Raw genomic sequence first — 24208 nt, 5'->3', positions numbered from 1 at the left:
TACAGCATATCCATCAAACATGTCGTAGTGTTCATCATTCCAACTTAATCTTCTAATGTAAACGTAAATGTTACGTCGTTTTTATATTTTCCACGTTCAAAAGTTCGTTCGATAAATGTGACATCATTATCGTGTGTGACGAGCAGAACGGTAGAGGCTCTTGTACCATAACGATCTGTTTCAATGAATATCGAGGAGAGGGCACGCTCTAATTCTTGCGGCACGCCTGTATTTGGCAATAGATTGTCTGGTGCGCGTTCCACTAGAGCGAGTTGCTCGAATAATACGTCTACATCGACAATGTCCACCGAATGTACATATTCCGCTAACATTTTACGAGCTCGGTCCACTTTAGGCCACGGGGTGTTTAAAAACGCATTGCTCACCGTATGAGTACCAGGAGGAACTGATGTTATCTCACCTTGGCGGTTCGCATAATACATCAGCTTGTCCACAGACCCGACGAGCACATTAAAACCGTTATATTGTGCGCGATTTTGATGCAATTTTTCTAAAAACGCTTCTGGCGTATCGTCGCCTAATACAAAAGACGGGACGATTTCGCCACGTGTTTGTCGGTTTGGATGTTCATTTGCCATATCCCGGTAGTTCGTTAGGGCGGCAAACCTGCCGTCTTTCGTCAACGCCATCCACGTACCACCTGCACGTAAATCACGGCCAGCGAGCAATTGGGGATGGTCCTCCCACCAATTAGCGGCAGCAGTTGGCCGATTATAAAATTCATCGCGATTCGCAGCGACGATTAGTTTGTATGTCGGGTGATCTCCTTGATGAAAACTAATAATACACATAGGACAGCCTACTTTCTTCTTTTTACGACGCCGATTGTACAACGGGAAATACAAATTTTCGCATCTTGTTCATCGCGAATGTCGATGTTCCACACTTGTGTCGTACGCCCGATATGTATTGGTGTAGCAGTTGCGGTTACGACACCTTCTCGTTTACTTTTTAAATGATTCGCATTAATTTCGACACCGAAAACAGCTTCTTCTTCTTCTTCGTTAACATTTAAAAAGCCACCAATACTTGCCGCAGTTTCAGCTAATAAGACACTTGCGCCACCGTGTAAATATCCTGCTGGTTGATGTGTTCGTTCATCGACAGGCATCGTCATGACGACACGGTTTTTTTCTAATGTTACGATTTCTATTCCTAATGCTTCCATTAATTTATTTTCCTTAAACATTGTATCATCCTCCAATAAAATTAAAATAAAAACGGAGCAGCTTTCGTGATATTATATCATGAAAACTGCTCCGTTTGGACAAATGCATTACATAAAAATAGAAATCAAAATGGAAATGCCTAATAAAAAACCGTACATCGTATTCGTCTTTCCAGTATTTGCCATTGCCGGCATCATTTCAAGCGGTGTTGTATTTTCAGCGAATCCTCTAATAACATGCACAGCTTTTGGAACACTTAATAAAACGATGAGCGACCAAATGGGCAATGTCCCGACGATAATTAATAACATCGTAATGACATATGCACTAAGGAAGAAAAACGCCTGCATCGTAATAGCCCCTTTTCTCCCGAGTAAAATCGCTAACGTTTTTCGTCCACTAATTTTATCGTTATCAAGGTCACGAATATTGTTCGCCATCAAAATCGCTCCGATTAAAATGGCAACAGGAAGGGAAACGAAAATCATCTCTTTCGTTATAGTACCAGCTTGGATAAAATAACTAATGGCAATCATGACAGTACCCATTAGTCCGCCAGCAAAAAGTTCCCCAAAAGGAGTGTATGCAATCGGCACAGGCCCACCAGTATATAAGTAACCAATGACCATCGATACTGCTCCGATTAATGCAATCCACCAACTTGAAGCATAACAAATATATATACCTAAAATAAATGCAATTCCATAAAAAGTGAACGCTAAACGTAAGACCGTTTTTGGTTGTACCCCATCACGGACGATAGTTCCCCCAATACCGACCGATTTTTCATTGTCTAATCCACGAACGAAATCATAATATTCATTGAACATATTCGTCGCAGCTTGAATTAAAATCGATGCGACTAACATCGCTAAAAATAATAATAAGTGGAACGTTTCTTGTTCCACATAGGCAAAAACAGTTCCGACAAAGACAGGGATAAACGAGGCTGTTAATGTGTGGGGACGTAATAAACGCCACCAAACTTGAAATCCATCTCGTTCATTTAACACTTCTTTGATCATCGTTTTATCATGTGCCATTTGAAAAAATCTCCTTCTTTCTCTCAATAAAAAAACATACTCCTTATTCATCTTATGGAATGGACAACGACATGTCAATTTAATGGAATGAAAACAGTGGAAAATGGTCCATTTTCTTGAGAATCTATCAAAATAAGCATAAAATAGAAGAGTAGCGAAAATGCTACGTATTATTGGAGGTATCGTAATGATCGATTTACAGGAAAAAACGTTACAGTCCTTTTTATATAAAACGAAAGAAAAAGCTGTACAAGCTAGGAAGGCATTGTTCGTTAGCTGGTCTGAAAAAATTGCACCAGTCATAATGATCGATGTATTTAATGCTGCAAAAAATAAAGGAAAACAACGTCAGTTTTGGACGAATGGAAATAAAGATTTTTCCATCGTAGGAATTGGTACAACGAAGACGATCATCGCTTCAGATGATCAAATTCATACATTGCAACAACAGTGGGATACATTTGTACAAGATGCCATTATTTATGACCCTTATGAAACAGTTGGAACAGGGGCAATTGCTCTTGGCGGGATGGATTTTGATTCGAAAAAACAACGAACGACTTTATGGGAAAAGTATGAAACGAGTGCCTTAATGGTTCCAGAGATGACGGTCGTACATCATGAAAATAACTATTATGTAACATTTCAAATAGAAATGAATGAAACGACGAATGTTGCGGAAGTTTTATTGCGAATAGAAGAAATGAAACAATATTTACAACCGGCACCTTTAAAGAAAGTGTCCGGACAAAAAATTGTTGCCGAAAAAGAGATTGCGCCGAATGAGTGGAAGCAGTCTGTGCAAGATGCAGTCGATGCAATTAAACGAGGCGAAGCGAAGAAAATTGTGCTCGCTCGCGAAATGCGTGTGCAGTTAAATCAGCGTGCCAACATTGCATGGATGTTACATCGTTTAATGGAAACACAGCCGAATAGTTATGTGTTTGCATTTGAAAAAGAAGATGATAATTGCTTCATCGGTGCGACACCAGAAAGACTCGTTCAAGTAGAGGGAGACGAGCTTTTATCGACATGTCTTGCGGGAACAGCACCTCGTGGAAAAACAGAAGCGGAAGATAAACAAATTGCACAAGATTTATTAGAAGACCCGAAAAACCGTGAAGAACATCATTATGTCGTCCAAATGATTCGTGATAGTATTGAGGATGATTGTGAAACAGTGCATATTCCGAATGAACCGACTGTATGGACATTACGGAATTTACACCATTTATTTACACCAGTGACAGCGACATTAAAAGCGAACAGATCGATTTTTAATACGGTAGAAAAATTACACCCGACACCAGCACTCGGCGGTTTACCGAAAGAAGCGGCATTAACGTATATTCGGGAGCATGAACGATTAGACCGTGGTTGGTACGGTGCGCCTGTTGGTTGGGTCGATTCGAATCATAATGGCGAATTTGCGGTCGCGATTCGTTCAGGGCTTGTCCAAGGCGAAGAAATTTCATTATTCGCTGGATGTGGTGTCATGCGCGATTCGGATCCACAGATGGAATATGAGGAAACAGGGGTAAAATTTTTACCGATGTATAATGTGTTGGAGGATTGCGAATGAATCATACAGAAAATGTAACCCGCTATGTCGGTAACTTTGTCGATGAGTTATTCCGTAGCGGGCTCACGCATGCCGTCATCTCACCCGGGTCAAGATCGACCCCACTTGCGATGATGTTATGTGAACATAAAAAAATAAAAGAATATGTCGTCATCGATGAACGTTCTGCCGCATTTTTTGCATTAGGCATTGCGAAGAAAACGAAAAAGCCTGTTGCGATCGTTTGTACGTCTGGTACGGCGGCAGCAAATTATATGCCAGCTATCGTTGAGGCGAGGTATGCACGTGTGCCCCTTATCGTGTTAACGGCAGATCGACCACATGAATTACGTCATATCGGTGCATCACAGACGATCAATCAAGTTGGAATGTATGGCGATTTTGTAAAAATATTTGAAGAAATGGCTTTACCAGAAGGATCTGATATGATGCTTGATTATGTAAGACAAAGGGCAGGGCGTGCATATCGAATTGCAGAAGGACCTGTGGCGGGACCAGTTCATTTAAACTTCCCGTTTCGTGAGCCACTCGTCCCTGATTTTTCATTGGACAATATTTGGGGCAAACGAAAAGAACGTTTTAATGTGTTACATACAGGAAAAAAACGTTTGGAGCCGACACAATTAATGCAATTAGCAAAAGTGATGCAAGAAAAAGAACGTGGACTTATCGTTTGTGGACCACAATTTGATATGACGTTAGCAGATGCAGTAATCGCTTTAAGTGAACAGTTAAACATTCCAATTTTGGCGGATCCATTGTCACAACTCCGAGCAGGTGCACATGAGAAAGATACAGTAATAACGACCTATGATGCCGTCTTACGTACTGAAAAAATTCGTGCAGAGTTTCAACCTGATTATATGATTCGTTTTGGTGCGATGCCAATTTCGAAAAACTTTATGTTTTATTCGACAGAACATCGTCGTGTGCCACAGTTTGTCGTTGAAGAAGGCGAAGAGGTGCGAGAACCGACGAATGATGATACACAGTATATTATTGCTAATAGTGTTCGATTTTGTGAAGATATGATGCATTATATTGAAGCAAAGGAAGACCGAACATGGCTGCATAAATGGCAAGTGACAGAACAAATAGCGAAAGACTTTTTGCAAGCAGAGGATAAGACGCTAACAGAAGGAATTACTGCACGAACATTAGCGACTTGTGTCCCGAACAATAGTATTTTATTTACAGCAAACAGCATGCCAGTCCGAGATATCGATACATTTTTCTTCCAAACGGATAAAAATATTATCGTGCAAGCGAATCGTGGCGTTAGTGGGATTGATGGAACGATCGCAACCGCGTTAGGGATGGCAGCTGTCACGAAAAAACGTGTCACCTTGTTTATTGGGGATTTAAGTTTTTATCACGATTTAAATAGTTTATGGATGGCGAAACATTATAACATTGACATTACAATCGTCGTCATCAATAATAATGGTGGAGGTATCTTCTCGTTTCTACCTCAGTCCAAAGAGGAGAAACATTTTGAAACATTATTCGGAACGCCACTACATATTGACTTCTCCTATGCAGTCAATATGTATGAAGGTATTTACAGCATTGTTGAAGATGTCGATGCTTTCATCCAACAGTATGAGCAAAGTTTACAAATGAATGGCCTATCTGTCATAGAAGTTCAGACAGATCGTGCCGAAAATGTAGCATGGCACCGAGATATTTGGGGAAAAATTGTTCAAAAGGTGGAGCAATATGTCCAATAAACACGAGGATCAATTTTTTACAATTGGAGATGCCACCTATCGCTATCGTGTCGAAGGGACAGGCGATATGCTCGTCTTACTGCACGGTTTTACCGGGACCATTCATACGTGGGATATGCTCACTGAAACATTACGCGAGCAGTTTACCGTCCTTCGTATTGACTTACCTGGACACGGGAAAACAACTTGCTCGACAGGTCGAACGATGGAGCAATTTTCTAATGACTTGCATGCATTACTCGAGAAGCTTGAAGTACAAAAATGTACCCTTCTCGGTTATTCTTTAGGAGGAAGAACGGCATTGTCGTTTGCACAATTTTTTCCAGAAAAAGTGCAAGCCCTCCTTTTAGAAAGTGCATCACCTGGACTTGCGACAGAGGCTGAAAGGACGTCGCGAGTAGCAAGGGATGAAGTTTTAGCGAAGAAAATTGAAGCGAATGGGGTAGAGGCTTTTGTCGCTGCGTGGGAAAATATCCCTTTATTTGCGACACAAAAAGCATTACCTGAATCGGTTCGAGCCACTATTCGAGCCGAACGTTTGTCACAATGTGAAGTAGGACTTGCAATGTCACTACGAACGATGGGAACTGGTGTGCAAGCATCGTGGTGGGACAAGCTAGATGCGATGACGATGCCAGTGACGCTCATTGTCGGTGAACAAGATGAAAAATTCGTCCAAATTAACGAAAAGATGGTGCGTTCACTTTGTTGTGGAGAACTTTTTGTCGTAGCACAGGCAGGACATTGTGTGCATGTTGAACAAGTAGAAAAATTTGCTAAAATAGTATGGAAGCAGTTAATAAAATAGAATGAATACGTTTTGTTTGAAAATGTGAGCTATTGGTTGAGGTCGTCGTGGAGTATTCACGTTTGGGTGATTTTTTGGAGCGGATTTGCTCTAGATGATCGAACCATTTTACTATTCGAATAGGGAAATTTATTCTATTTAAAAAATATATAAAGAGGTGTCCATAATGACAGTACAATGGGAAAAAGTAAGAGATTATGAAGAAATTATATATGAAAAATCAAACGGCATCGCAAAAATTACGATGAATCGTCCAGAAAAACATAATGCATTCACACCACTAACAGTAAGTGAAATGATCGATGCATTTGCCGATGCTCGTGATGATTCAAGTGTTGGCGTGATCATTTTAACAGGTGAAGGGGACAAAGCATTTTGTTCAGGTGGAGACCAATCTGTACGTGGACATGGTGGATATGTTGGAACAGACCAAATCCCACGTCTAAACGTATTAGACTTACAACGCTTAATCCGCACAATTCCTAAGCCAGTAATCGCGATGGTAAATGGTTACGCAATCGGTGGTGGACACGTGTTACACGTCGTATGTGATTTAACAATTGCTTCAGAAAATGCGACATTCGGACAAACTGGACCAAAAGTTGGTAGCTTTGATGCTGGATATGGCGCAGGTTTATTAGCAGAAATGGTTGGTCAAAAACGTGCACGTGAAATTTGGTACTTATGCCGCCAGTACACTGCTGCAGAGGCATATGAAATGGGCTTAGTTAACAAAGTCGTTCCATTAGAACAATTAGAAGCAACGACAGTAGAATGGTGTGACGAAATTTTAGCGAAATCACCTACTGCACTTCGTTTCTTAAAAGCTTCATTCAACGCTGCAACAGACGGTTTAGCAGGATTGCAACAAATGGGTGGAGATGCAACATTATTATATTACACATCTGACGAGGCAAAAGAAGGACGCGACGCGTTTAAAGAAAAACGCACTCCAGACTTCGATCAATTCCCACGTTTCCCTTAATAAGTAAGCATCTTAGAAAAAATGAAACACGACCAATTGCTGGTACGTGTTTCATTTTGTTTGTAAGGTGTTGGGATTGGGAGCGGGCGCTTCTATCGTCCTTGAAATCAGGAAAAATCAAAACTCAAGGACGTTGGGCGCTTCTATCGTCCTTGAAATCAGGAAAAATTGAATTTCAAGGACGTTGGGCGCTAATATCGTCCCTGAAATCATGAAAAATGTAATCTCAAGGACGCAAGGGGCTTCTATCGTCCCTGAAATCATGAAAAATGTAATCTCAAGGACGCAAGGCGCTTCTACCGTCCTTGAAATCATGAAAAATGTAATCTCAAGGACGCTGGGTTGTTCTATCGTCCTTGAAATCATGAAAAATGTAATCTCAAGGACGCAAGGGGCTTCTATCGTCCCTGAAATCATGAAAAATGTAATCTCAAGGACGCAAGGCGCTTCTACCGTCCCTGAAATCAGGAAAAGTGTAATCTCAAGGACGCAAGGGGCTTCTATCGTCCCTGAAATCTGAAAAAATCAAAGCTCAAGGACGCAAGGCGCCATCTCGGCCCCCTATATTCGCAATAACAGTATTTCAGGTGCGCCAGAATGTAGACTTAACACAGATGCTATTTTCAACTGTTACAATCATATAATTTTAAATAAAAAATAAAAAGGAGGGATTGGAATGGGAGAAAGAATGCCGTTATGGCTGGACCGTCAAGCATATTTGCTACCGGAGGGCATTGCGCTTGAAAAAGTAGATGGAACGACGTGGACATTCAAGCAAATGCAACAACAAAGTAAACAAATCGCCAAACAAATGGCTACGCTCAATATAAAGGAAGGAGAAAAAATCGCACTCCTTGCACAAAATAGTGAAAATATCGCCTTTATCGCGCATGCATGTACATATATTGGAGCAGTTCTTGTTTTATTGAATACGAAATTGACGAACCGTGAGTTGACATATCAATTAAAAACGGCGGATGTCCAACTATTAATTGGAGAAGAGCAATTACTCACTGAAAAAGGATTAGATTTTTCAAACATGCACACATTCGAAGCTATTTTTTCCTTACGAGAAGCAAATATTTCGTTAAAAAAAGAAATTGATATGACGCAACCTTATACGATGATGTTTACGTCTGGAACGACAGGCAATCCGAAAGCGGTCGTTCATACATACAGCAATCATTGGTGGAGTGCGGTCAGTTCGGCATTGAATTTAGGGCTTCATAAGAATGATAAGTGGTTACTAACATTGCCGATGTTCCATATTGGTGGTTTTTCGACGTTAGTAAAAAGTGTTATATATGGGATGACCGTTTTCATGATGGAAAAATATGATCGGGAAATCGTGTATGAAGCGATGAAAAATCGCAAAATAACGATCGTATCCTTTGTGACTTTAATGTTGAAAAATTATATAAAAGACAATAAAGGGGAAAGTTTTCCGAGTAATGTACGCTGCATTCTACTTGGTGGTGGCTCTGTGCCAAGTGTTTTACTCGATGAAGTGGAGAAAAAGTCTATCCCATTGTTCCAGTCATATGGCATGACAGAGACGACATCACAAATCGTCACGCTTAGTGAACAAGATGCACGCCAGAAATTAGGCGCATCTGGCAAAGCGCTTTTCCCAGCTGACATACAAATTGATGCACCGAATGAGGATGGCATCGGAGAAATTCTCGTTCGTGGACCGATGGTAATGGAAGGATATTATAAAAATGACATGGCAAATGAAAAAAGTTTCCATGATGGTTGGTTCCATACCGGAGACTTAGGTCGATTCGATGAGGAAGGATTTTTATATGTCGTAGATCGTCGTAATGATTTAATCATTTCTGGTGGAGAAAATATATACCCGACGGAAATTGAACAAGTTTTATTAAAAAATTCGAACGTCATCGATGCTGCTGTCGTTGGAAAACGTGATGATGTATGGGGGGAAGTCCCTGTTGCATTTATTGTGACAGACAAAAAGATGGATGAAGCAGCCCTTCGAGAATCATTGCGCGATTCCCTTGCATCGTACAAAATTCCGAAACAATTTTTTATCGTAGATGTTTTACCGAGAAATGCATCTAATAAAATTATGCGGCATAAATTAGCGGAACAGTTGTAAAATATATGTATGAGTTTCCTATAATTGGTACAACCTATTAATGGAGGTTGATACGGATGGAGAAAAAACGCTATGAGGTCGATGTGCAAGCAAAGCAGTTAACAGAAGTTACTAATGGAAAAGCACGTGGTTTAGTCATAACTGCATCGCAACAAGAGGCAGATATGTTGGAGTTGAAATTTACCGAATTAGGAAAATATGAATTTGATTCATATGTTAGGGCACATATTCCAATTATGCCGTATTCGAATGATGTGTCGAATGATAGGTACAATGAAACATTGCGTGATATTTATGAAAATATTTACCGCCTTGCTGATCAAGAGACGAAAGATCGCATGATGGAAGAAGGAATTTTAACAGAAGTGAAAAGAATGAAATAGTTTCTGGTAGATTCGTTTCTATTTTTCCTAATAAATGGTATCATTTAAAATAGAAATAGAAGCGGGAAGGTTGACTTGAAGGTTGAAATTTATATTCAAAGATTTTTACAAAAATAAAGTACAATTATCGTTTGAACAAGAACCATTTTCAAAAGACCCGAAACATGTGTGGGTCATTGCACGTTATGAGGACAAATGGTTGATGACGAAACATAAAAGCCGTGGAGTCGAGTTTCCCGGCGGAAAAGTGGAACCTGGTGAAACAGCTGATGTCGCCGCGATTCGTGAAGTAATGGAAGAAACGGGTGCAACAGTACAGTATTTGCATTATATCGCACAATATCATGTAGCTGGAAAAAGTGATTCCATCATCAAAAACGTTTATTTTGCGAGGATCGAACGGATGGAAGAACAGGTGACATATTATGAAACGGAGGGGCCACGTTTATTTGACAATATTCCTTCGAACATAAAAGAAAATGATCTATTCAGTTTTATGATGAAAGATGATGTGTTGACACATTGTCTCGCATACATTGAACGACATTTTAACATAAAAAACTAAGCCGAAAGATGGCTTAGTTTTTTGTTTTTCATGGAAAATATTAAAAGTGGAATGAATAGACTTTAATTAAAAATAAAAATTTAAATAATTAGCTGAAAACGATTGCAAATGTGATTTAACTATATTATAATTTTACTAAATCGATTTAGTAAACCGGTTTAGTAAAGGAAGAGATAAATGAAAAAGATAACGATGCAAGATGTGGCAGAAAAAGCAGGTGTATCGAAAAGTACTGTATCGCAGTTTATAAATAAACGATATGAGTATATGGCAGAAGAAACAAAAAATAGAATTGAAAAGTCGATAGAAGAATTAGGATATGTTCCTAATTATATTGCGAAAAGCTTAAAACAGCGGAAAACTTACACGATAGGTGTCATCGTAGCTAATATCATTCACTCATTTTCTAATGAAATTATACGTTCTATTGAAGATGTTTGTGAAGAAGTAAATGTGCAAGTGTTTGTATGCAATGCAGATGATCAACCTGAAAAAGAAAGACGTTATATGGAAATGTTAATTGCGAAACAAGTAGATGGGCTAATTATATTACCAACTGGTGGAAATATGTCCTACTACGAAACATTAAAGAAAAGTAATTTTCCCATTGTCTTTATTGACCGAAAAATTGAGCCGTTAATTTATCCGGCATTTATGCTAGATAATGAAAAGGCAGCTATAATGGCGATTAGGTTGCTGATGGAAAAACATACAAAAATTGGTGTTGTTAGTACATCACTAGAAAAACTAGTCACACCTAGGATTGAACGGTTAAATGGATTTGAAAAAGCAATTCATGAATTGAATTTGCCGTACAATGAAGAATGGATCATTGCAACCGACAAAAACAATATTAAAAATAAATTAGAACATTTATATGTAACGAGAAATTTACCAAATGCATTTTTTGCAACAAATGATGTTTCATTAATTGAATTATTAAAGTTTTTAAAAGAAAAAAACATTTCCATCCCTAATGAAATGGCAATAATTTCTATTGATGATTCTGATTATTTAGAAATAGCATCTACACCCATTACAACGATTAAGCAACCAACATTTGAAATTGGAAAAGATGCCGCAAAAAAGTTACTTGATTTAATGGAACAAGAAAAATTAAATGATACATACCAAGTAAAACGTTATATGCCAACAGTAATTAAAAGGGAATCAATATAGTTATAGGAGATAGGTAAAATGAAAAAAAGTAAAAAAGTGCTAACAATTGGTGATGCGCTTGTGACGATGAATCCAATTACAAAAGGACCATTGAGATTTGTCACTCATTTTGAAAGAAGAGCCGGTGGGGCGGAATTAAATTTTGCAATAGGTATGGCAAGATTAGGTGTTGAATGTAAATGGATAAGTAGATTAGGTAAAGATGAGTTTGGTAGAGCAATTTTTAACTTTGCACGTGGTGAAGGAGTGGATATGACAGATGTAGAGTTTACCGATGAATATCCAACATCTTTGAATTTTAAACAAATCAATGAGGATGGCTCTGGGAGTACATTTTATTATCGTCATCCTTCACCGACTTTAACGATGACAAAAAGTTTAGTAACAGATGATCTATTAAGTGACATTGACCTAATTCATATTACAGGTGTTTTTTTATCAATTAATAAAAATAATATCGAAATTATTGAAACATTATTAAAAAAAGCAAAGGAATTTAAAATTCCAGTTTCATTTGACCCAAATATTCGATTGAAAATGTGGACGATACAAGAAGCACGTACTACTTTTGAGCGGATTTTTCCATACGTCGACATTTTGTTAACGGGTTTAGATGAATTGAAAATGATTACGAATAAGTCAACTGAAGTTGAGTTTATCGAATTCGTAGATGCATATGGAATAAAAGAATTGGTAATTAAGGATGGAGAGAACGGTTCGAAATTATATTGCAACAATACTTGGTATGAGCAAGAAGCGTTTAATGTCAATGTTGTTGATACTGTAGGTGCTGGAGATGGTTTTGATGCTGGTTATATATATGGATACTTGCATGAGAAGGAGTATATTTCTAGATTATGTTTTGCAAATGGGGTAGGTGCACTAGTTACAACAGTAAGTGGTGATAATGAAGGACTTCCTTATAAAGAAGAGGTAGAAGCTTTTGTTAATAATATTCAATTAATTGAAAGGTAATGATATGAATTTATGAAAACGGTTCATTCAATCTTAAGCGAGTTACAATTTTGTACAGAACAAATAGATAAACAACAATATAAAACTATCGTCTGGTTATTACGAAAGGATACGACATTTCACTTTTTTGGGGAAGGTCGCTCAGGTTTAGTAGCAAAAATGATTGCGATGAGGAGCATGCATAGCGGAAAAAACGTATATGTTATAGGTGAAACAATTAGTCCCGCAATCCGTAAAAATGATGTCTGTATTTTAATTTCTGGATCTGCGAAAACAAATGCGATTCGGTATATTGGAAAACTTGCTAGTAATATAGGTGCAACGACTTTTTTAGTGACAGCAAATAAAGAAGCATTAACAGATGATTTTTTCCTAAATGGATTATGGATAAATGCAACGACAAAAAAAGATTTACAAAATGATACAAAAACCATTCAACCTTTAGGAAATCAATTTGATCAAATGGCACATATAGTTCTCGATGCTGCGATAATCGATAGTACTAGCGATATGACAAATATGATTAAGAATCATACAAATATGGAGTAGGTGTATAAATGGATACTGTAATAGTGTCACATGAACAGTTAAAACAATTGTCGTACAAAAAATTAAAAGAAGTAGGATTAAATGAAGCCCATGCGAAAAAGGTAGCGACAATTTTAATACATGCAGATTTGAGAAATGTAAATTCCCATGGTGTGTTACGAACGGAACATTATGTAAATAGAATTGCTGCTGGTGGTATAAATACAGCGCCGACAATTTCATTTGAACAAACTGGGAAAGTAACAGGTGTTTTGAATGGTGGAGATGGAATTGGTCACGTTATAGCAGATGAAGCAACAGATAAAGCAATTCATTTAGCAAAAGAAAATGGAGTAGGAATGGTGACTGCCATGAATAGTAGTCATTGTGGAGCTTTAAGTTATTATGTCCAAAAAATTGCCAAACATGGTTTGATTGGAATTGCAATGTCACACACTGATAAAATTGTTGTCCCTTATGGAGGAACAGAATCGTTTTTAGGCACAAATCCTATCGCATATGGAGTACCAGCTAAAAGGAATCAACCATTTATTTTAGATATGGCAACATCTAACGTAGCATTAGGTAAAGTGCTTAATCATAAAGAAAAAAATGAAAGTATACCACATGGATGGGGGGTGGACGAAAGAGGTGAATCCGTGACAGATCCGAAAAAAGTTGTATCCTTACAACCATTTGGTGGAGTAAAAGGATATGGATTAGCTATTGTAGTAGATATTTTTTCTGGTTTATTAACGGGATCAAAATTTGGTCCCCATATATCCAAAATGTATAGTAATTTAGATCAAAAAAGAAAGTTGGGCCATTATTTCTGTGCAATTGATCCAGAAATGTTTACAAATAAAGAACAATTTTTAGAGCAGATGGATCAAATGATGGAAGAGCTGAGGAATGTACCACCTAAAAAAGGTGTTGATCAAGTATATGTTCCTGGTGATATTGAACATGCAGATGAGGAAAGGAATAAACGTGAAGGTGTTACAGTTCCGAAAAGTGTTTTTAATTATTTAAATAGTTAATTGGAGGGAATTTGAAATGAAAAATATAAAGTGGTTTATTACATTAATAGTTGCGATTTTTGTTTTAGCGGCTTGTGGTTCTAATAACAATAGTGGAAATAATGGAGAGAATAGTGGTTCTAAAGGGGATACGGTGAAGTGGAAGTTAGGACATTTAGCAGATGAAAATCATATTTGGCATGCTACAGCGGAAAAATTTGCTGAATTAGTAAATGAAAAAACTGATGGTGGAATTGAAATTACAATTTATCCTAGTAATACATTAGGTGGAGAAACAGATACAATTAATGCAATTCATGCAGGAACTGCAGATTTAGTATTCTCTGGTGAAACATTAGAAAATTGGGCACCGAAAGCAGCACTTTTAGCAACTCCTTATGCGTTTAGAGATGGTGACCATGTTAAAAGCGTTGTAGAAGGTGACATCGGAGCAGAAATTGAAGAACAAATTATTGAAGAAGCGGAATTAACACCATTATTTTATTTAACACGGGCTCCAAGAAACTTAACATCAAATAAGCCGATTGAAAAAGTAGAAGACATAAGTGGATTTAAAATGCGTGTTCCAAACGTGCCTTTATTTTTAGATGCATGGGATTCAGTTGGAGCAAAACCTCAAGTTATGGACTTTAATGAAGTATTTACAGGCTTACAACAAAATGTAATCGATGGACAAGAAAACCCAGTTGATTTAATCCAAAGCGGCGCATTATACGAAGTTCAAGATTATGTGAACAGAACTGAACATGTTTATTCATGGATTTATGTACTTGTAGGGAATGAGCAATTTAACGCTTTAACAGAGGATCAACAAGAAGCAGTTCGTGAAGCAGCTGCAGAAGCACAAGAGTTTGGTGCAGAATTGTTTGAAGATGAAATCGACCAGATTGAAGCGGAACTAGAAGAGGCTGGAATGGAATTTATTGACGTAGATCAGGATTCATTTAGAGAGAAAATGGAGCCAGCGTTAAAAGAGACATTATCTGAAGAGCAGTTTGAGTTATACGAAAAGATTTTAGAAGTTGAGTAATTAGTATGAAAGGCACAACTTATTATAGTCGTGCCTTTCACCTTATAAATTTGAAAGGAAGTGAATGATCATGAAGTTCACTTTTCGAATGATAACGAATATATTAAGTGTTTTAGCTATCATTGCTTTTACAGGAATTATCGTTATTGTTTGTATGCAAATCTTATCTAGGTTTTTACCATTTTCATATGTTTGGACAGAAGAATTAACTAGGTATTTCTTTTTATTTGCAATAAGTTGTGGTGCACCTCTTGCATTGTTAAAAAATGAATATATAAATGTTGATTTGATTATTGGTAGGCTAAGTGACAAGGTTAGAAGAGTATATGAAATTATTATTTACACAATCATTTTAGTTTTTAGCATTATTATGAGTAAAGAATCGTATTTTTTTATGATTTTAGGACATAAACAAAAATCTGCAACGATGCCATTTAAAATGTCATTGATTCATTCTTCAATGTTAATAATGTCTGTTTTCTTATCATTTTATTGTTTAGTAAGATTATGGTATTTATTTAAAAATAAACAAAATAAATACGAAGTGTCTGGCGGTGGAGAAATATGATGGCTTTAATGTTATTTATATCATTTTTAGTATTAATTTTCTTAGGGTTTCCGATTGCATTTAGCTTGGGATTGTCATCAGTTCTTTATTTAGTAGTTGCAGATATATCGTTAAGTATAATCCCACAAAAAATGTTTGAAGGATTAAATTCATTTGTGTTGCTATGTATTCCAGGTTTTATATTAGCAGGTAACTTAATGAATGTTGGAGGAATTACAAATCGCTTAATCGATTTTGCGAATAGCATATTAGGTCGAGTGCGTGGTGGATTAGGATTGGCAAACGTTGGAGCCTCTATGGGGTTTGGTGGCATTTCTGGTACAGCACTAGCAGATACAGCTAGTATTGGTGGAATATTAATTCCAGCTATGAAAAAAGAAGGTTATGGTGCGGGATTTTCCGTGGCAGTAACAGCTTCATCATCCACAGTTGGACCTATTATCCCACCATCATTACCAATGATTATTGTGGGTACATTAGCATCTCTATCAATTGGTGATTTATTCGTCGGTGGTATTATTCCAGGAATTATGATTGGTCTTGGATTAATGATTCCAACTTACATTATTTCTGTCAAACGTAACTATCCAAAAGGAGAAGCAAAATCATTTAAAGAAATTGTAAAAAGTTTCTTTGGTGCTTTTTGGGCGTTATTAATGACATTAATTATTTTATATGGAATTTTGGGAGGAATATTTACACCTACAGAAGCATCTATTGTTGCGGTTATTTATGCACTTATCATTGGTATTTTTGTTTATAGAGAATTACCGGTTATAGAAATTCCTAAAATAATGTTAAACACAATGACAACAACAGCGTCTATAATGTTATTAGTTGGATTTGCAAATCTTTTTGGTTGGATTTTAATAAGTGAACAAATCCCACAAATGGTTGCAGATGTCATTTTAGGAATTTCTACAAATAAATATATCGTTATTTTATTAATATTAGCGTTAGTTCTCTTTGTAGGTACATTTATGGAAACAATTGCTGGTTTAGTTATTTTGTTTCCAGTATTATTACCAGTTGCAACATCAATCGGAATGGATCCAATACATTTTGGGGTAACGATGGTGTTAGCAATGATTATTGGAGTTGTAACACCACCGGTTGGTGTATGTCTCTTTGTCGCCTCACAAATAGGGAAGGTGTCTATGGGGACAGCGACGAGGGAATTATTACCATTTTTACTTGTAAGTGTGATTGTACTTTTACTCGTTGCATTTATACCGGCATTAACATTATATTTACCGAGTTTATTTAATTAGGGGATGACAAAAAATGAAATGTGTTCAAGTGTTAGGGCCGAATGATTTAGTAATTCAAGAAACTGAACAACCGAAAGTTATTGATGATCACGATGTCTTAGTGAAAACGAAACGTGTAGGTATTTGTGGTTCAGACATGCATATTTATCATGGTACAAATCCATTAGCAACGTATCCACGTGTTATTGGACACGAAGTAACTGGGGAAGTAATAGAAATTGGCCCTAATGTTACAAAAGTTCGTGTAGGTGACCATGTTGTCGTGGAACCAATCTCATATTGTGGAGAATGCTATGCGTGTAGAAAAGGACGGCCAAATGTATGTAAGCAATTATCTGTCTTCGGTGTACATGAAGATGGTGGAATGCGAGATTTTTTTACTTTACACGAAAAGCAGTTGCATGTCGTTAATTCTATATTAGATTGGGAAGATGCAGTTTTAGCAGAACCAATGACAATAGGTGCGCAATCTGTTTGGCGTGGAAATGTAGAGGAAGGAGATTCTGTTCTTATTCAGGGCTGTGGACCAGTTGGAATATGTGCTTTGAAGATGGCAAAGTTAAAAGGCGCCTTTGTTTATATGACAGATTTGGATGAATCCCGTTTACAGTTTGCTAAAAAAAATGGTGCGGATGTTATTTTACAAGCTAATGATAAAAATTTAGTTAATAACATAATGGAGAAAACAAGAGGGGAAGGAATTAATGTAGTAATTGATGCAGTTTGTATTCCACAAACATTCGAATTAGGCGTGAGAATTGCTTCTCCTGCTGGAACAGTAGTTTGTTTAGGTTTTACAGATATACCTTCAAACATTCAGCAGTTGCCAATTACAAAAAATGAATTAACAATTGTTGGATCAAGGCTACAAACAAATCAATTTCCAGAAGTAATCTCGTTATTAAATAACAGAACATTACAAATGGACGAATTTATCACTCAAACTTTTAAAATTGAAGAAATTAAAGAAGCGTTCGATTTTATTGAAAAAAATCCAGATAAAGTTAGGAAAGCACTTATAACCTTTGAATAGGAGAGAAAAAATGTTACCAAAACATGAGGTGTTACAACAATTACATCAATCAAAAGTCGTTGCAGTTATTCGTGGGAATAATCAAGCAGAGGCTGTAGCGATTTCAGAAGCAGCAATTAAAGGTGGGTTGCATGCAATTGAAGTAACATATACAACACCAAATGCAAGCGATGTAATAAAAATTTTGAACAAAGAAAATGCCTTGGTTGGAGCAGGCACAGTATTAGATGCTGAAACAGCTCGTGATGCATTGTTACATGGTGCAAAATTTATTGTTAGTCCACATTTTAGTGAAGAAATTAGTAAAGTATGTAATCGGTATGCTGTTCCTTATTTACCAGGCTGTCTAACTATAAAAGAAATGGTTACAGCTTATGAACATGGTTGTGACGTTATTAAACTATTCCCTGCAAATAATTTTGAGTCTCCATTTATAAAGGCAGTTAATGGACCATTACCACATGTACGAATTATGCCTACAGGTGGCATCAATGTGAATAACTTTACACAGTGGTTAGAAGATGGCGCTTTCGCTGTTGGTATAGGTAGTGACTTAACGAAGGCATTTAAGGAAGCTGGTGCACAAGGTGTTGTGGAACAATGTGAAAAATACTTGTCAAAACTGTAAAGGAGCTGTTTTTAATGGATATGACATTTCGTTGGTATGGTCGTGATAATGATACAGTCACATTAGATCAAATAAAACAAATTCCTAATGTGAAAGGAATTGTATGGGCACTGCATAAAAAAGAAGTGGGCCAAGTATGGACAAAGGAAGAAATTAAATCTGAAGTTGATTACATTAAATCCTTTGGTTTTCATGCGGATGTAGTTGAAAGTGTAAACATACATGAATCCATTAAGATCGGTGATGGAGATAGGGATGCATATATTGATAATTATATTGAAACGATTAAAAATTTAGGTGAGTTCGGTGTAAAAGTTATTTGTTATAATTTTATGCCTATTTTTGATTGGACTCGATCAGATTTATTTCATCCATTATCAGATGGTTCAACAGCATTATTTTATGAAAAGTCAAAAATAGAGGAAGTGGATCCTTTTGATTTATTCAAATCTGTTTCGGATGCAACAGATTTATCATTACCCGGATGGGAACCAGAAAAATTAGATAGAATTCAAGAGTTATTCAAAGCCTACGAATCTATTGATGAAGAAAAATTGTGGGATAATTTAGCATATTTTTTAGAACGAGTTTTACCTGTATGTGAAGAACATGATATAAAAATGGCTATACACCCTGATGATCCGCCATGGTCGATTTTCGGTTTGCCAAGAATCATGACGGGAGAAGCGAGTATAAAAAAATTATTTTCTATTTCTGATTCTCCATCCCATTGCTTAACGTTCTGTACGGGGTCATTAGGAGCAAACCCTAATAATGATATGAAAGATTTAGCAAGCAAATATGCACATCGTTCACCATTTGCTCATATTAGAAACGTAAAAATATATGAAAATGGTGATTTTATCGAGACTTCTCATTTAACAGAAGATGGATCCATTGATATTGCAGGAGTTATAAAAGAATTAGCATCACAAAATTATAAAGGGTATGTTCGTCCAGACCATGGTCGTCATATTTGGGACGAGAAATGCCGACCTGGCTATGGATTGTATGATCGTGCATTAGGAATTATGTATTTATTAGGATTATGGGATGCTTATCATTATAAAAAGAAGGAGCTTTCATAATGAATCCAATACATGAAAATTTACGAGATAGAGTTGCAGTTGTAACTGGTGGTAGTGGTGTACTTTGTTCAAAAATGGCAAAAGAATTAGCAAGACACGGTGTAAATATTGCCATATTAAATCGAACGATTGAAAAAGGGGAATCCGTAGCAAAGTCTATTGTTAATAATGGGGGGAATGCTATTGCATTTGCAGCTGATGTGTTAGATAAAGCTTCTCTAGAAGAAGCGAAGAATGCTATTATTAATACATTTGGCAGGGTAGATATTCTTGTTAATGGTGCAGGTGGAAATCATCCAGATGCGATTACAGATGATGAAACATTTGAACCGAATGCATCAGGAAAAAGTTTTTTTGATCTAGAAAAAGATGGTTTTTCTAGAGTATTTGCAACAAATTTTACTGGTACCTTTTTAACGAGTCAAGTCTTTGGGAAAGAATTATTAAAAAGTCCGTCACCGACAATTGTTAATATATCTTCAATGAGTGCGTACGTTCCAATGACGAAAGTCCCCGCATATAGTGCGGCGAAATCAGGTATTAATAATTTTACTATGTGGATGGCAACGCATTTTGCAGAGAGTGGATTACGTGTAAATGCAATTGCACCTGGTTTCTTTTTAACAGAACAAAATCGTGATTTATTAACAGAAGTAGATGGTACTTATACGGAAAGAGCAAATAAAATCATTGCGAACACACCAATGAAACGTTTTGGTGAAGCAAAAGAATTAGTTGGAACACTTATATGGTTAGTAGATGAAAATTATTCGGGATTTGTTACAGGTGTAACGGTTCCTGTTGATGGAGGATTTATGGCTTATTCTGGTGTGTAATAAAAGTGGTGAAAGGATGAAGCGAGGATGCTCATTCAAATAGCTTTAGACAGAATGACAGAAAAAGAAGCTTTCTCCATACTTGATATGGTAGCAGAAGAAATTGATGTGATAGAAATTGGTACAGGAGTTATAAAACAATATGGTATGAGTATTGTAAAAAAAATAAAAAATCAATACCCGAATATTTTATTATTTGCAGATATGAAAACATGTGACGCGGGTGAAAGTGAAGCAATCCAAGCATTTCAAGCGGGAGCTGATATTACATCTTGTATGGCTTTTTCTTCTGTGTCAACAATTGAAAAGGTACTACAAACTGCGACAAAGTACGATAAGGAAGTAATGATTGATTTATTAGGAGTACAGGATGTAGAGAAAATTAATGATTTATATGGAATAGGCTGTCGTTATTTCTGTTTACATATAGGAATAGACGAACAAAAAGAAAGTATCAACCCTCTATCAAATTTATATGATGTTATGACTAATCTGAAATCTTGTAAAATTGCTGTTGCAGGTGGTATTACTCCTTCATCACTTTCCAATTTAGACTTTTCGTTGATTAATATTGTCATTGTTGGTAGTGCAATTACTAAAAGTACTAATCCATTAAATGTAGTGCAATGTATAAAAAGAAAAATAAGTAACTAGAGACTAGCAGATATATGTTAGTCTCTAGTTTTTTTATTGAATAATGATTAAAAATTTCATGACCGCGCCCGTTCCAAGTACTTTTTTTCGATAAATTCAACGACTTTATACATAAGTGCAGCAAAAATGGCAATGAGGACGAGGCTTGCCATGACGAGTGTGAAGTCGAACACTTGAAATCCATAAATAATTAAGTAGCCGAGCCCTTGATTTGCGACGAGAAACTCACCAACGATGATACCGACCCAACTTAGGCCAACATTCACTTTTAATGTAGAAATAATCGTCGGAAAGGAGGAGGGGAAGATAGCTTCCGTAAATATTTGTTTTCTCGTTGCGCCAAATGTTTTTAACACAGTAATATAATGTGCATCCACTTCGCTAAATGCGGTGAAAACGACGATTGTTGTAATGATGATGGAGATAATCGCTCCCATCATAATGATAGAAATATAACCTGGACCTAAAGCGACAATAAAAATTGGCCCGAGGGCGACTTTTGGCATGGCATTTAAGACGACCAAATATGGGTCAGCAATATTCGATAATCGACGGGAACTCCATAGAATCGTTGCAAGAACAACGCCGAGCAATGTACCGAGTAAAAAGCCGATAATCGTTTCTACTAATGTGACAGCTAAATGGTGTGTCATCGTACCATCGATTAATTTTTCAACCATAAGTTGTGTCACTTTTGCTGGGGAGCTAAAAATTAATGGATCAAGTAAGTGAAGACGACTGCCAAGTTCCCAACCGACGATAAAAATGACGAATATAATGAGTTGTACGGTCAGGACGAATTTCTTTTCACGTTTCACTTTCTTTTTAAAATTGTCATGCAAAATATTTTCAATCGTCTGTTTCATCTAGTTGCTCCTCCTTTTTGCCTCGTACATCTTGCCATATTTCATCAAACAAAGCTTGATAAGCTTCATGGCGTCTTACGTAGAAAGGTTTTGTTTCGCGAAGAGCACTCGGTATCGTAAATATTTTTTTTATCGTACCAGGTTGACCATCCATTAATAAAATTCGGTCACTCATGGAAATAGCTTCACTAATATCATGTGTCACTAAAATTGCGCTCTTTTTATATGTTTTGATCATGGAGGCGACAAGATTTTCGAGGGTCAATTTTGTTACATAATCAAGAGCGGAAAAAGGTTCATCTAATAAAAAAATGGTCGGATCATTAATAAGGGTTCGTACGAGGGCGGCTCTTTGACGCATGCCACCGGATAGTTCTTGGGGAAATTTTTCTTCCACATTAACTAAACCGACTTCGTGTAAAAGTGTACGCGCTTCTTCAACTGTAGCGCTCGATAATGTACCATTCATTTTTGGGCCAATTAAGACGTTATCGAGAATCGTGCGCCATGGAAATAAATAATCTTGCTGCAACATGTAGCCGACCGTCATATCGCTCAGGGCAATTGATTTTCCATTGACGAAAATATGTCCCTCTGTCTGTTTAGTTAGTTGAGCAATGATAGAAAGAATCGTTGATTTTCCACAACCACTAGGGCCGATGATGGATATAAACTCTCCTTCTTTCATCGTGAAATCGACATGTTCGATTGCTTTCGTATAATTTTTTTCGGAAAAATAATAATGTGAAACTTCGTGAAAAGTTAAAAAGTCCATCCGACAGCCTCCTTATTGTTGCATCACTTTTTTCGCGATAGTCGTATCGACGAGTTCATTGTATGGTGCATGTGCCGGGAGTTCACCAGCTTCTTCCATTATCGTTTGCAAATGGTTCCAGCCATCTTCGGATAGGAGAGGGGACGTTGCAAATGAATCTTGTTGTTTATAACGTTCGACGGAAGCGGTAAGTAATTCGAGTTCAGTATCTTCAAAATATGGCTGAATAATTTTGGCGATTTCTTCCGAGTCGGTTTTATCTATCCATTCTTGCGCTTTGTAAATGGCCTTCGTAAATTGCTCAATCATTTCCTCGTCATCTTTGATCGTGCTCGTTTTTGTCATAAATACGGTGTACGGCAATTTCCCAGAATGTTCCCCAAAGGATGCAACGACATGGCCTTTGCCTTCCATTTCAAATGTACTTGCAGTTGGTTCGAATAATTGGACATATTGTGCGTCTGTCGTTAAAAAAGCACTCGGAATGTTTGCGAAATCAATGTTTTGTTCTAACTCAAGGTCTTCGTGTGGATCGATGCCGTTTTGTTTGAGTACATACTCACCAACCATTTGTGGCATGCCGCCGACGCGTTGACCGAGAAAGTTTGTTTCTTTTACATCGTCCCATTGGAAATGATCATTTGGTTCTTTTGCCACGAGGAATGTACCGTCTGTTTGGGTCAGTTGTGCAAAGTTAATGATAGGGTCATTCGGGTTTTGGTGTTTCACATAGATGGAAGTTTCAGCCCCAACTAGTGCAATATCTGCTTTGTTAGAGAGGAGAGCAGTCATCGCCTTGTCGCCACCCCAAGCGGTTTGTAGTTCAATATCAATCCCTTCTTCTTCAAAATAACCAAGTTCAATTGCGGCATATTGAGGCGCATAAAAAACCGATCGTGTTACTTCAGATAATGTAATTTCCTTCTGTTTCGTTGTTGTATTACAAGCAGTGAAAATTGTCGTGAGTAGTAGCGCAGTTATGCATAGCATTATTTTTTTCATTGCACAAAACTCCTTTATGTTCATATCAACATTAATGTATGTGAAAGTGCTAGAAATGTGCATGGGTAGGAGGGGGAGGTGGGAAGTTGTTTGGAAATATATTCGCAAGTTATCTGGAAAAGTGGCTCACACTTGCGGAATTATTGCATATATTCGCAAGTTCCAGGGAAAAGCCGCTCACACTTGCGGAATTACCGCATATATTCGCAAGTTCCCAGTGGAATTGGCTTTCTCTTGCGGAATTATCGCATATATTCGCAAGTTCCAGGGAAAAGTGGCTCACACTTGCGGAATTATCGCATATATTCGCAAGTTCCAGGGAAAAACCGC

At 37.2% G+C, this 24208-nt stretch carries 27 protein-coding genes; 21 read left to right on the top strand and 6 right to left on the bottom strand.

What is annotated here, in order from left to right; translation table 11 throughout:
* Positions 1-44 precede the first annotated feature (44 nt).
* The 3 genes from SPD45_RS13395 to SPD45_RS13385 all read right to left on the bottom strand — a co-directional run bounded on the left by SPD45_RS13395 (position 45) and on the right by SPD45_RS13385 (position 2233).
* Positions 45-812 carry an NRDE family protein gene (locus tag SPD45_RS13395; RefSeq protein WP_336268287.1) on the bottom strand — a complete coding sequence of 256 codons (768 nt, stop codon included), beginning with the start codon at positions 810-812 and terminating at the stop codon, positions 45-47.
* Between the two features lie 8 nt (positions 813-820).
* Positions 821-1210: a hotdog fold thioesterase gene (locus SPD45_RS13390; protein ID WP_336268286.1), complete on the bottom strand. Its 390-nt coding sequence runs from the start codon at positions 1208-1210 to the stop codon at positions 821-823.
* A gap of 87 nt (positions 1211-1297) precedes the next feature.
* Positions 1298-2233, bottom strand: coding sequence for a 1,4-dihydroxy-2-naphthoate polyprenyltransferase (locus tag SPD45_RS13385; protein WP_336268285.1), 936 nt, complete (start codon positions 2231-2233; stop codon positions 1298-1300).
* Between the two features lie 187 nt (positions 2234-2420).
* Between SPD45_RS13385 and SPD45_RS13380 the strand changes: the two genes are divergently transcribed.
* The 20 genes from SPD45_RS13380 (at position 2421) to hxlA (ending at position 21235) form a co-directional block, all read left to right on the top strand.
* A complete protein-coding gene (locus SPD45_RS13380; RefSeq protein ID WP_336268284.1) occupies positions 2421-3815 on the top strand; it encodes an isochorismate synthase in 1395 nt (464 codons plus the stop codon).
* Positions 3812-5545 (top strand): 2-succinyl-5-enolpyruvyl-6-hydroxy-3-cyclohexene-1-carboxylic-acid synthase, encoded by a 1734-nt coding sequence (menD, locus tag SPD45_RS13375; protein WP_336268283.1) that lies wholly within the window; start codon positions 3812-3814, stop codon positions 5543-5545. Before SPD45_RS13380 ends, menD begins: the two co-directional genes overlap by 4 nt.
* Positions 5535-6353 carry a 2-succinyl-6-hydroxy-2,4-cyclohexadiene-1-carboxylate synthase gene (gene menH, locus SPD45_RS13370; protein ID WP_336268282.1) on the top strand — a complete coding sequence of 273 codons (819 nt, stop codon included), beginning with the start codon at positions 5535-5537 and terminating at the stop codon, positions 6351-6353. The genes menD and menH overlap by 11 nt, the downstream gene beginning before the upstream one ends.
* A gap of 166 nt (positions 6354-6519) precedes the next feature.
* The gene (gene menB / locus SPD45_RS13365) at positions 6520-7338 is read left to right on the top strand and encodes a 1,4-dihydroxy-2-naphthoyl-CoA synthase (RefSeq protein WP_336268281.1); all 819 of its coding nucleotides are present in this window, start codon (positions 6520-6522) and stop codon (positions 7336-7338) included.
* A 184-nt stretch (positions 7339-7522) separates the two neighbouring features.
* Positions 7523-7858, top strand: coding sequence for a hypothetical protein (locus SPD45_RS13360; RefSeq protein ID WP_336268280.1), 336 nt, complete (start codon positions 7523-7525; stop codon positions 7856-7858).
* Between the two features lie 156 nt (positions 7859-8014).
* On the top strand, positions 8015-9457 hold the full coding sequence (locus tag SPD45_RS13355) for an o-succinylbenzoate--CoA ligase (protein WP_336268279.1): 1443 nt from the start codon (positions 8015-8017) through the stop codon (positions 9455-9457).
* Positions 9458-9513: 56 nt separating this feature from the next.
* On the top strand, positions 9514-9840 hold the full coding sequence (locus tag SPD45_RS13350) for a hypothetical protein (RefSeq protein WP_336268278.1): 327 nt from the start codon (positions 9514-9516) through the stop codon (positions 9838-9840).
* Positions 9841-9922: 82 nt separating this feature from the next.
* Positions 9923-10405, top strand: a complete 483-nt coding sequence (gene ytkD / locus SPD45_RS13345; protein WP_336268277.1) for an RNA deprotection pyrophosphohydrolase — start codon at positions 9923-9925, stop codon at positions 10403-10405.
* Between the two features lie 177 nt (positions 10406-10582).
* Complete coding sequence (locus SPD45_RS13340) at positions 10583-11584, top strand: LacI family DNA-binding transcriptional regulator (RefSeq protein WP_336268276.1); 1002 nt, start codon at positions 10583-10585, stop codon at positions 11582-11584.
* Between the two features lie 18 nt (positions 11585-11602).
* The gene (locus tag SPD45_RS13335; protein WP_336268275.1) at positions 11603-12559 is read left to right on the top strand and encodes a sugar kinase; all 957 of its coding nucleotides are present in this window, start codon (positions 11603-11605) and stop codon (positions 12557-12559) included.
* A 12-nt stretch (positions 12560-12571) separates the two neighbouring features.
* A complete protein-coding gene (locus tag SPD45_RS13330; protein WP_336268274.1) occupies positions 12572-13108 on the top strand; it encodes a 6-phospho-3-hexuloisomerase in 537 nt (178 codons plus the stop codon).
* 8 nt (positions 13109-13116) lie between these two features.
* On the top strand, positions 13117-14127 hold the full coding sequence (gene allD / locus SPD45_RS13325) for an ureidoglycolate dehydrogenase (RefSeq protein ID WP_336268273.1): 1011 nt from the start codon (positions 13117-13119) through the stop codon (positions 14125-14127).
* A 16-nt stretch (positions 14128-14143) separates the two neighbouring features.
* Complete coding sequence (locus SPD45_RS13320; protein WP_336268272.1) at positions 14144-15157, top strand: TRAP transporter substrate-binding protein; 1014 nt, start codon at positions 14144-14146, stop codon at positions 15155-15157.
* A gap of 70 nt (positions 15158-15227) precedes the next feature.
* Positions 15228-15725, top strand: coding sequence for a TRAP transporter small permease (locus SPD45_RS13315; RefSeq protein ID WP_336268271.1), 498 nt, complete (start codon positions 15228-15230; stop codon positions 15723-15725).
* A complete protein-coding gene (locus SPD45_RS13310; protein ID WP_336268270.1) occupies positions 15722-16996 on the top strand; it encodes a TRAP transporter large permease in 1275 nt (424 codons plus the stop codon). Before SPD45_RS13315 ends, SPD45_RS13310 begins: the two co-directional genes overlap by 4 nt.
* Before the next feature lie 13 nt (positions 16997-17009).
* Positions 17010-18029, top strand: a complete 1020-nt coding sequence (locus tag SPD45_RS13305; protein WP_336268269.1) for a zinc-binding alcohol dehydrogenase family protein — start codon at positions 17010-17012, stop codon at positions 18027-18029.
* Positions 18030-18039: 10 nt separating this feature from the next.
* Positions 18040-18657, top strand: a complete 618-nt coding sequence (locus SPD45_RS13300) for a bifunctional 2-keto-4-hydroxyglutarate aldolase/2-keto-3-deoxy-6-phosphogluconate aldolase (RefSeq protein WP_336268268.1) — start codon at positions 18040-18042, stop codon at positions 18655-18657.
* 14 nt (positions 18658-18671) lie between these two features.
* Positions 18672-19745 (top strand): mannonate dehydratase, encoded by a 1074-nt coding sequence (gene uxuA, locus SPD45_RS13295; RefSeq protein ID WP_336268267.1) that lies wholly within the window; start codon positions 18672-18674, stop codon positions 19743-19745.
* A complete protein-coding gene (locus SPD45_RS13290; protein WP_336268266.1) occupies positions 19745-20581 on the top strand; it encodes an SDR family oxidoreductase in 837 nt (278 codons plus the stop codon). The genes uxuA and SPD45_RS13290 overlap by 1 nt, the downstream gene beginning before the upstream one ends.
* A gap of 27 nt (positions 20582-20608) precedes the next feature.
* Positions 20609-21235, top strand: coding sequence for a 3-hexulose-6-phosphate synthase (gene hxlA, locus SPD45_RS13285; RefSeq protein WP_336268265.1), 627 nt, complete (start codon positions 20609-20611; stop codon positions 21233-21235).
* A gap of 56 nt (positions 21236-21291) precedes the next feature.
* Here hxlA and SPD45_RS13280 read toward each other — a convergent pair whose 3' ends face one another.
* From SPD45_RS13280 to SPD45_RS13270, 3 genes are read right to left on the bottom strand one after another with little or no spacing between them, the layout of a single operon-like run.
* Positions 21292-22101, bottom strand: a complete 810-nt coding sequence (locus SPD45_RS13280; RefSeq protein WP_336268264.1) for an ABC transporter permease — start codon at positions 22099-22101, stop codon at positions 21292-21294.
* Positions 22085-22876, bottom strand: coding sequence for an ABC transporter ATP-binding protein (locus tag SPD45_RS13275; RefSeq protein WP_336268263.1), 792 nt, complete (start codon positions 22874-22876; stop codon positions 22085-22087). Before SPD45_RS13275 ends, SPD45_RS13280 begins: the two co-directional genes overlap by 17 nt.
* A 12-nt stretch (positions 22877-22888) precedes the next feature.
* Positions 22889-23878, bottom strand: a complete 990-nt coding sequence (locus SPD45_RS13270; RefSeq protein WP_336268262.1) for an ABC transporter substrate-binding protein — start codon at positions 23876-23878, stop codon at positions 22889-22891.
* A gap of 86 nt (positions 23879-23964) precedes the next feature.
* Here SPD45_RS13270 and SPD45_RS13265 point away from each other — a divergent pair.
* Positions 23965-24208, top strand: a 244-nt coding sequence (locus tag SPD45_RS13265) for a hypothetical protein (RefSeq protein ID WP_336268261.1), incomplete at its 3' end; no start/stop codon positions are given.

This window comes from Pseudogracilibacillus sp. SO10305, assembly GCF_037072005.1.
GTDB classification, from domain to species: Bacteria; Bacillota; Bacilli; order Bacillales; family Amphibacillaceae; genus Pseudogracilibacillus; species Pseudogracilibacillus intestinigallinarum.
The sequence above is the reverse complement of the archived record's forward strand: the minus strand, read 5'-3'. Positions and strand labels throughout refer to the sequence as shown.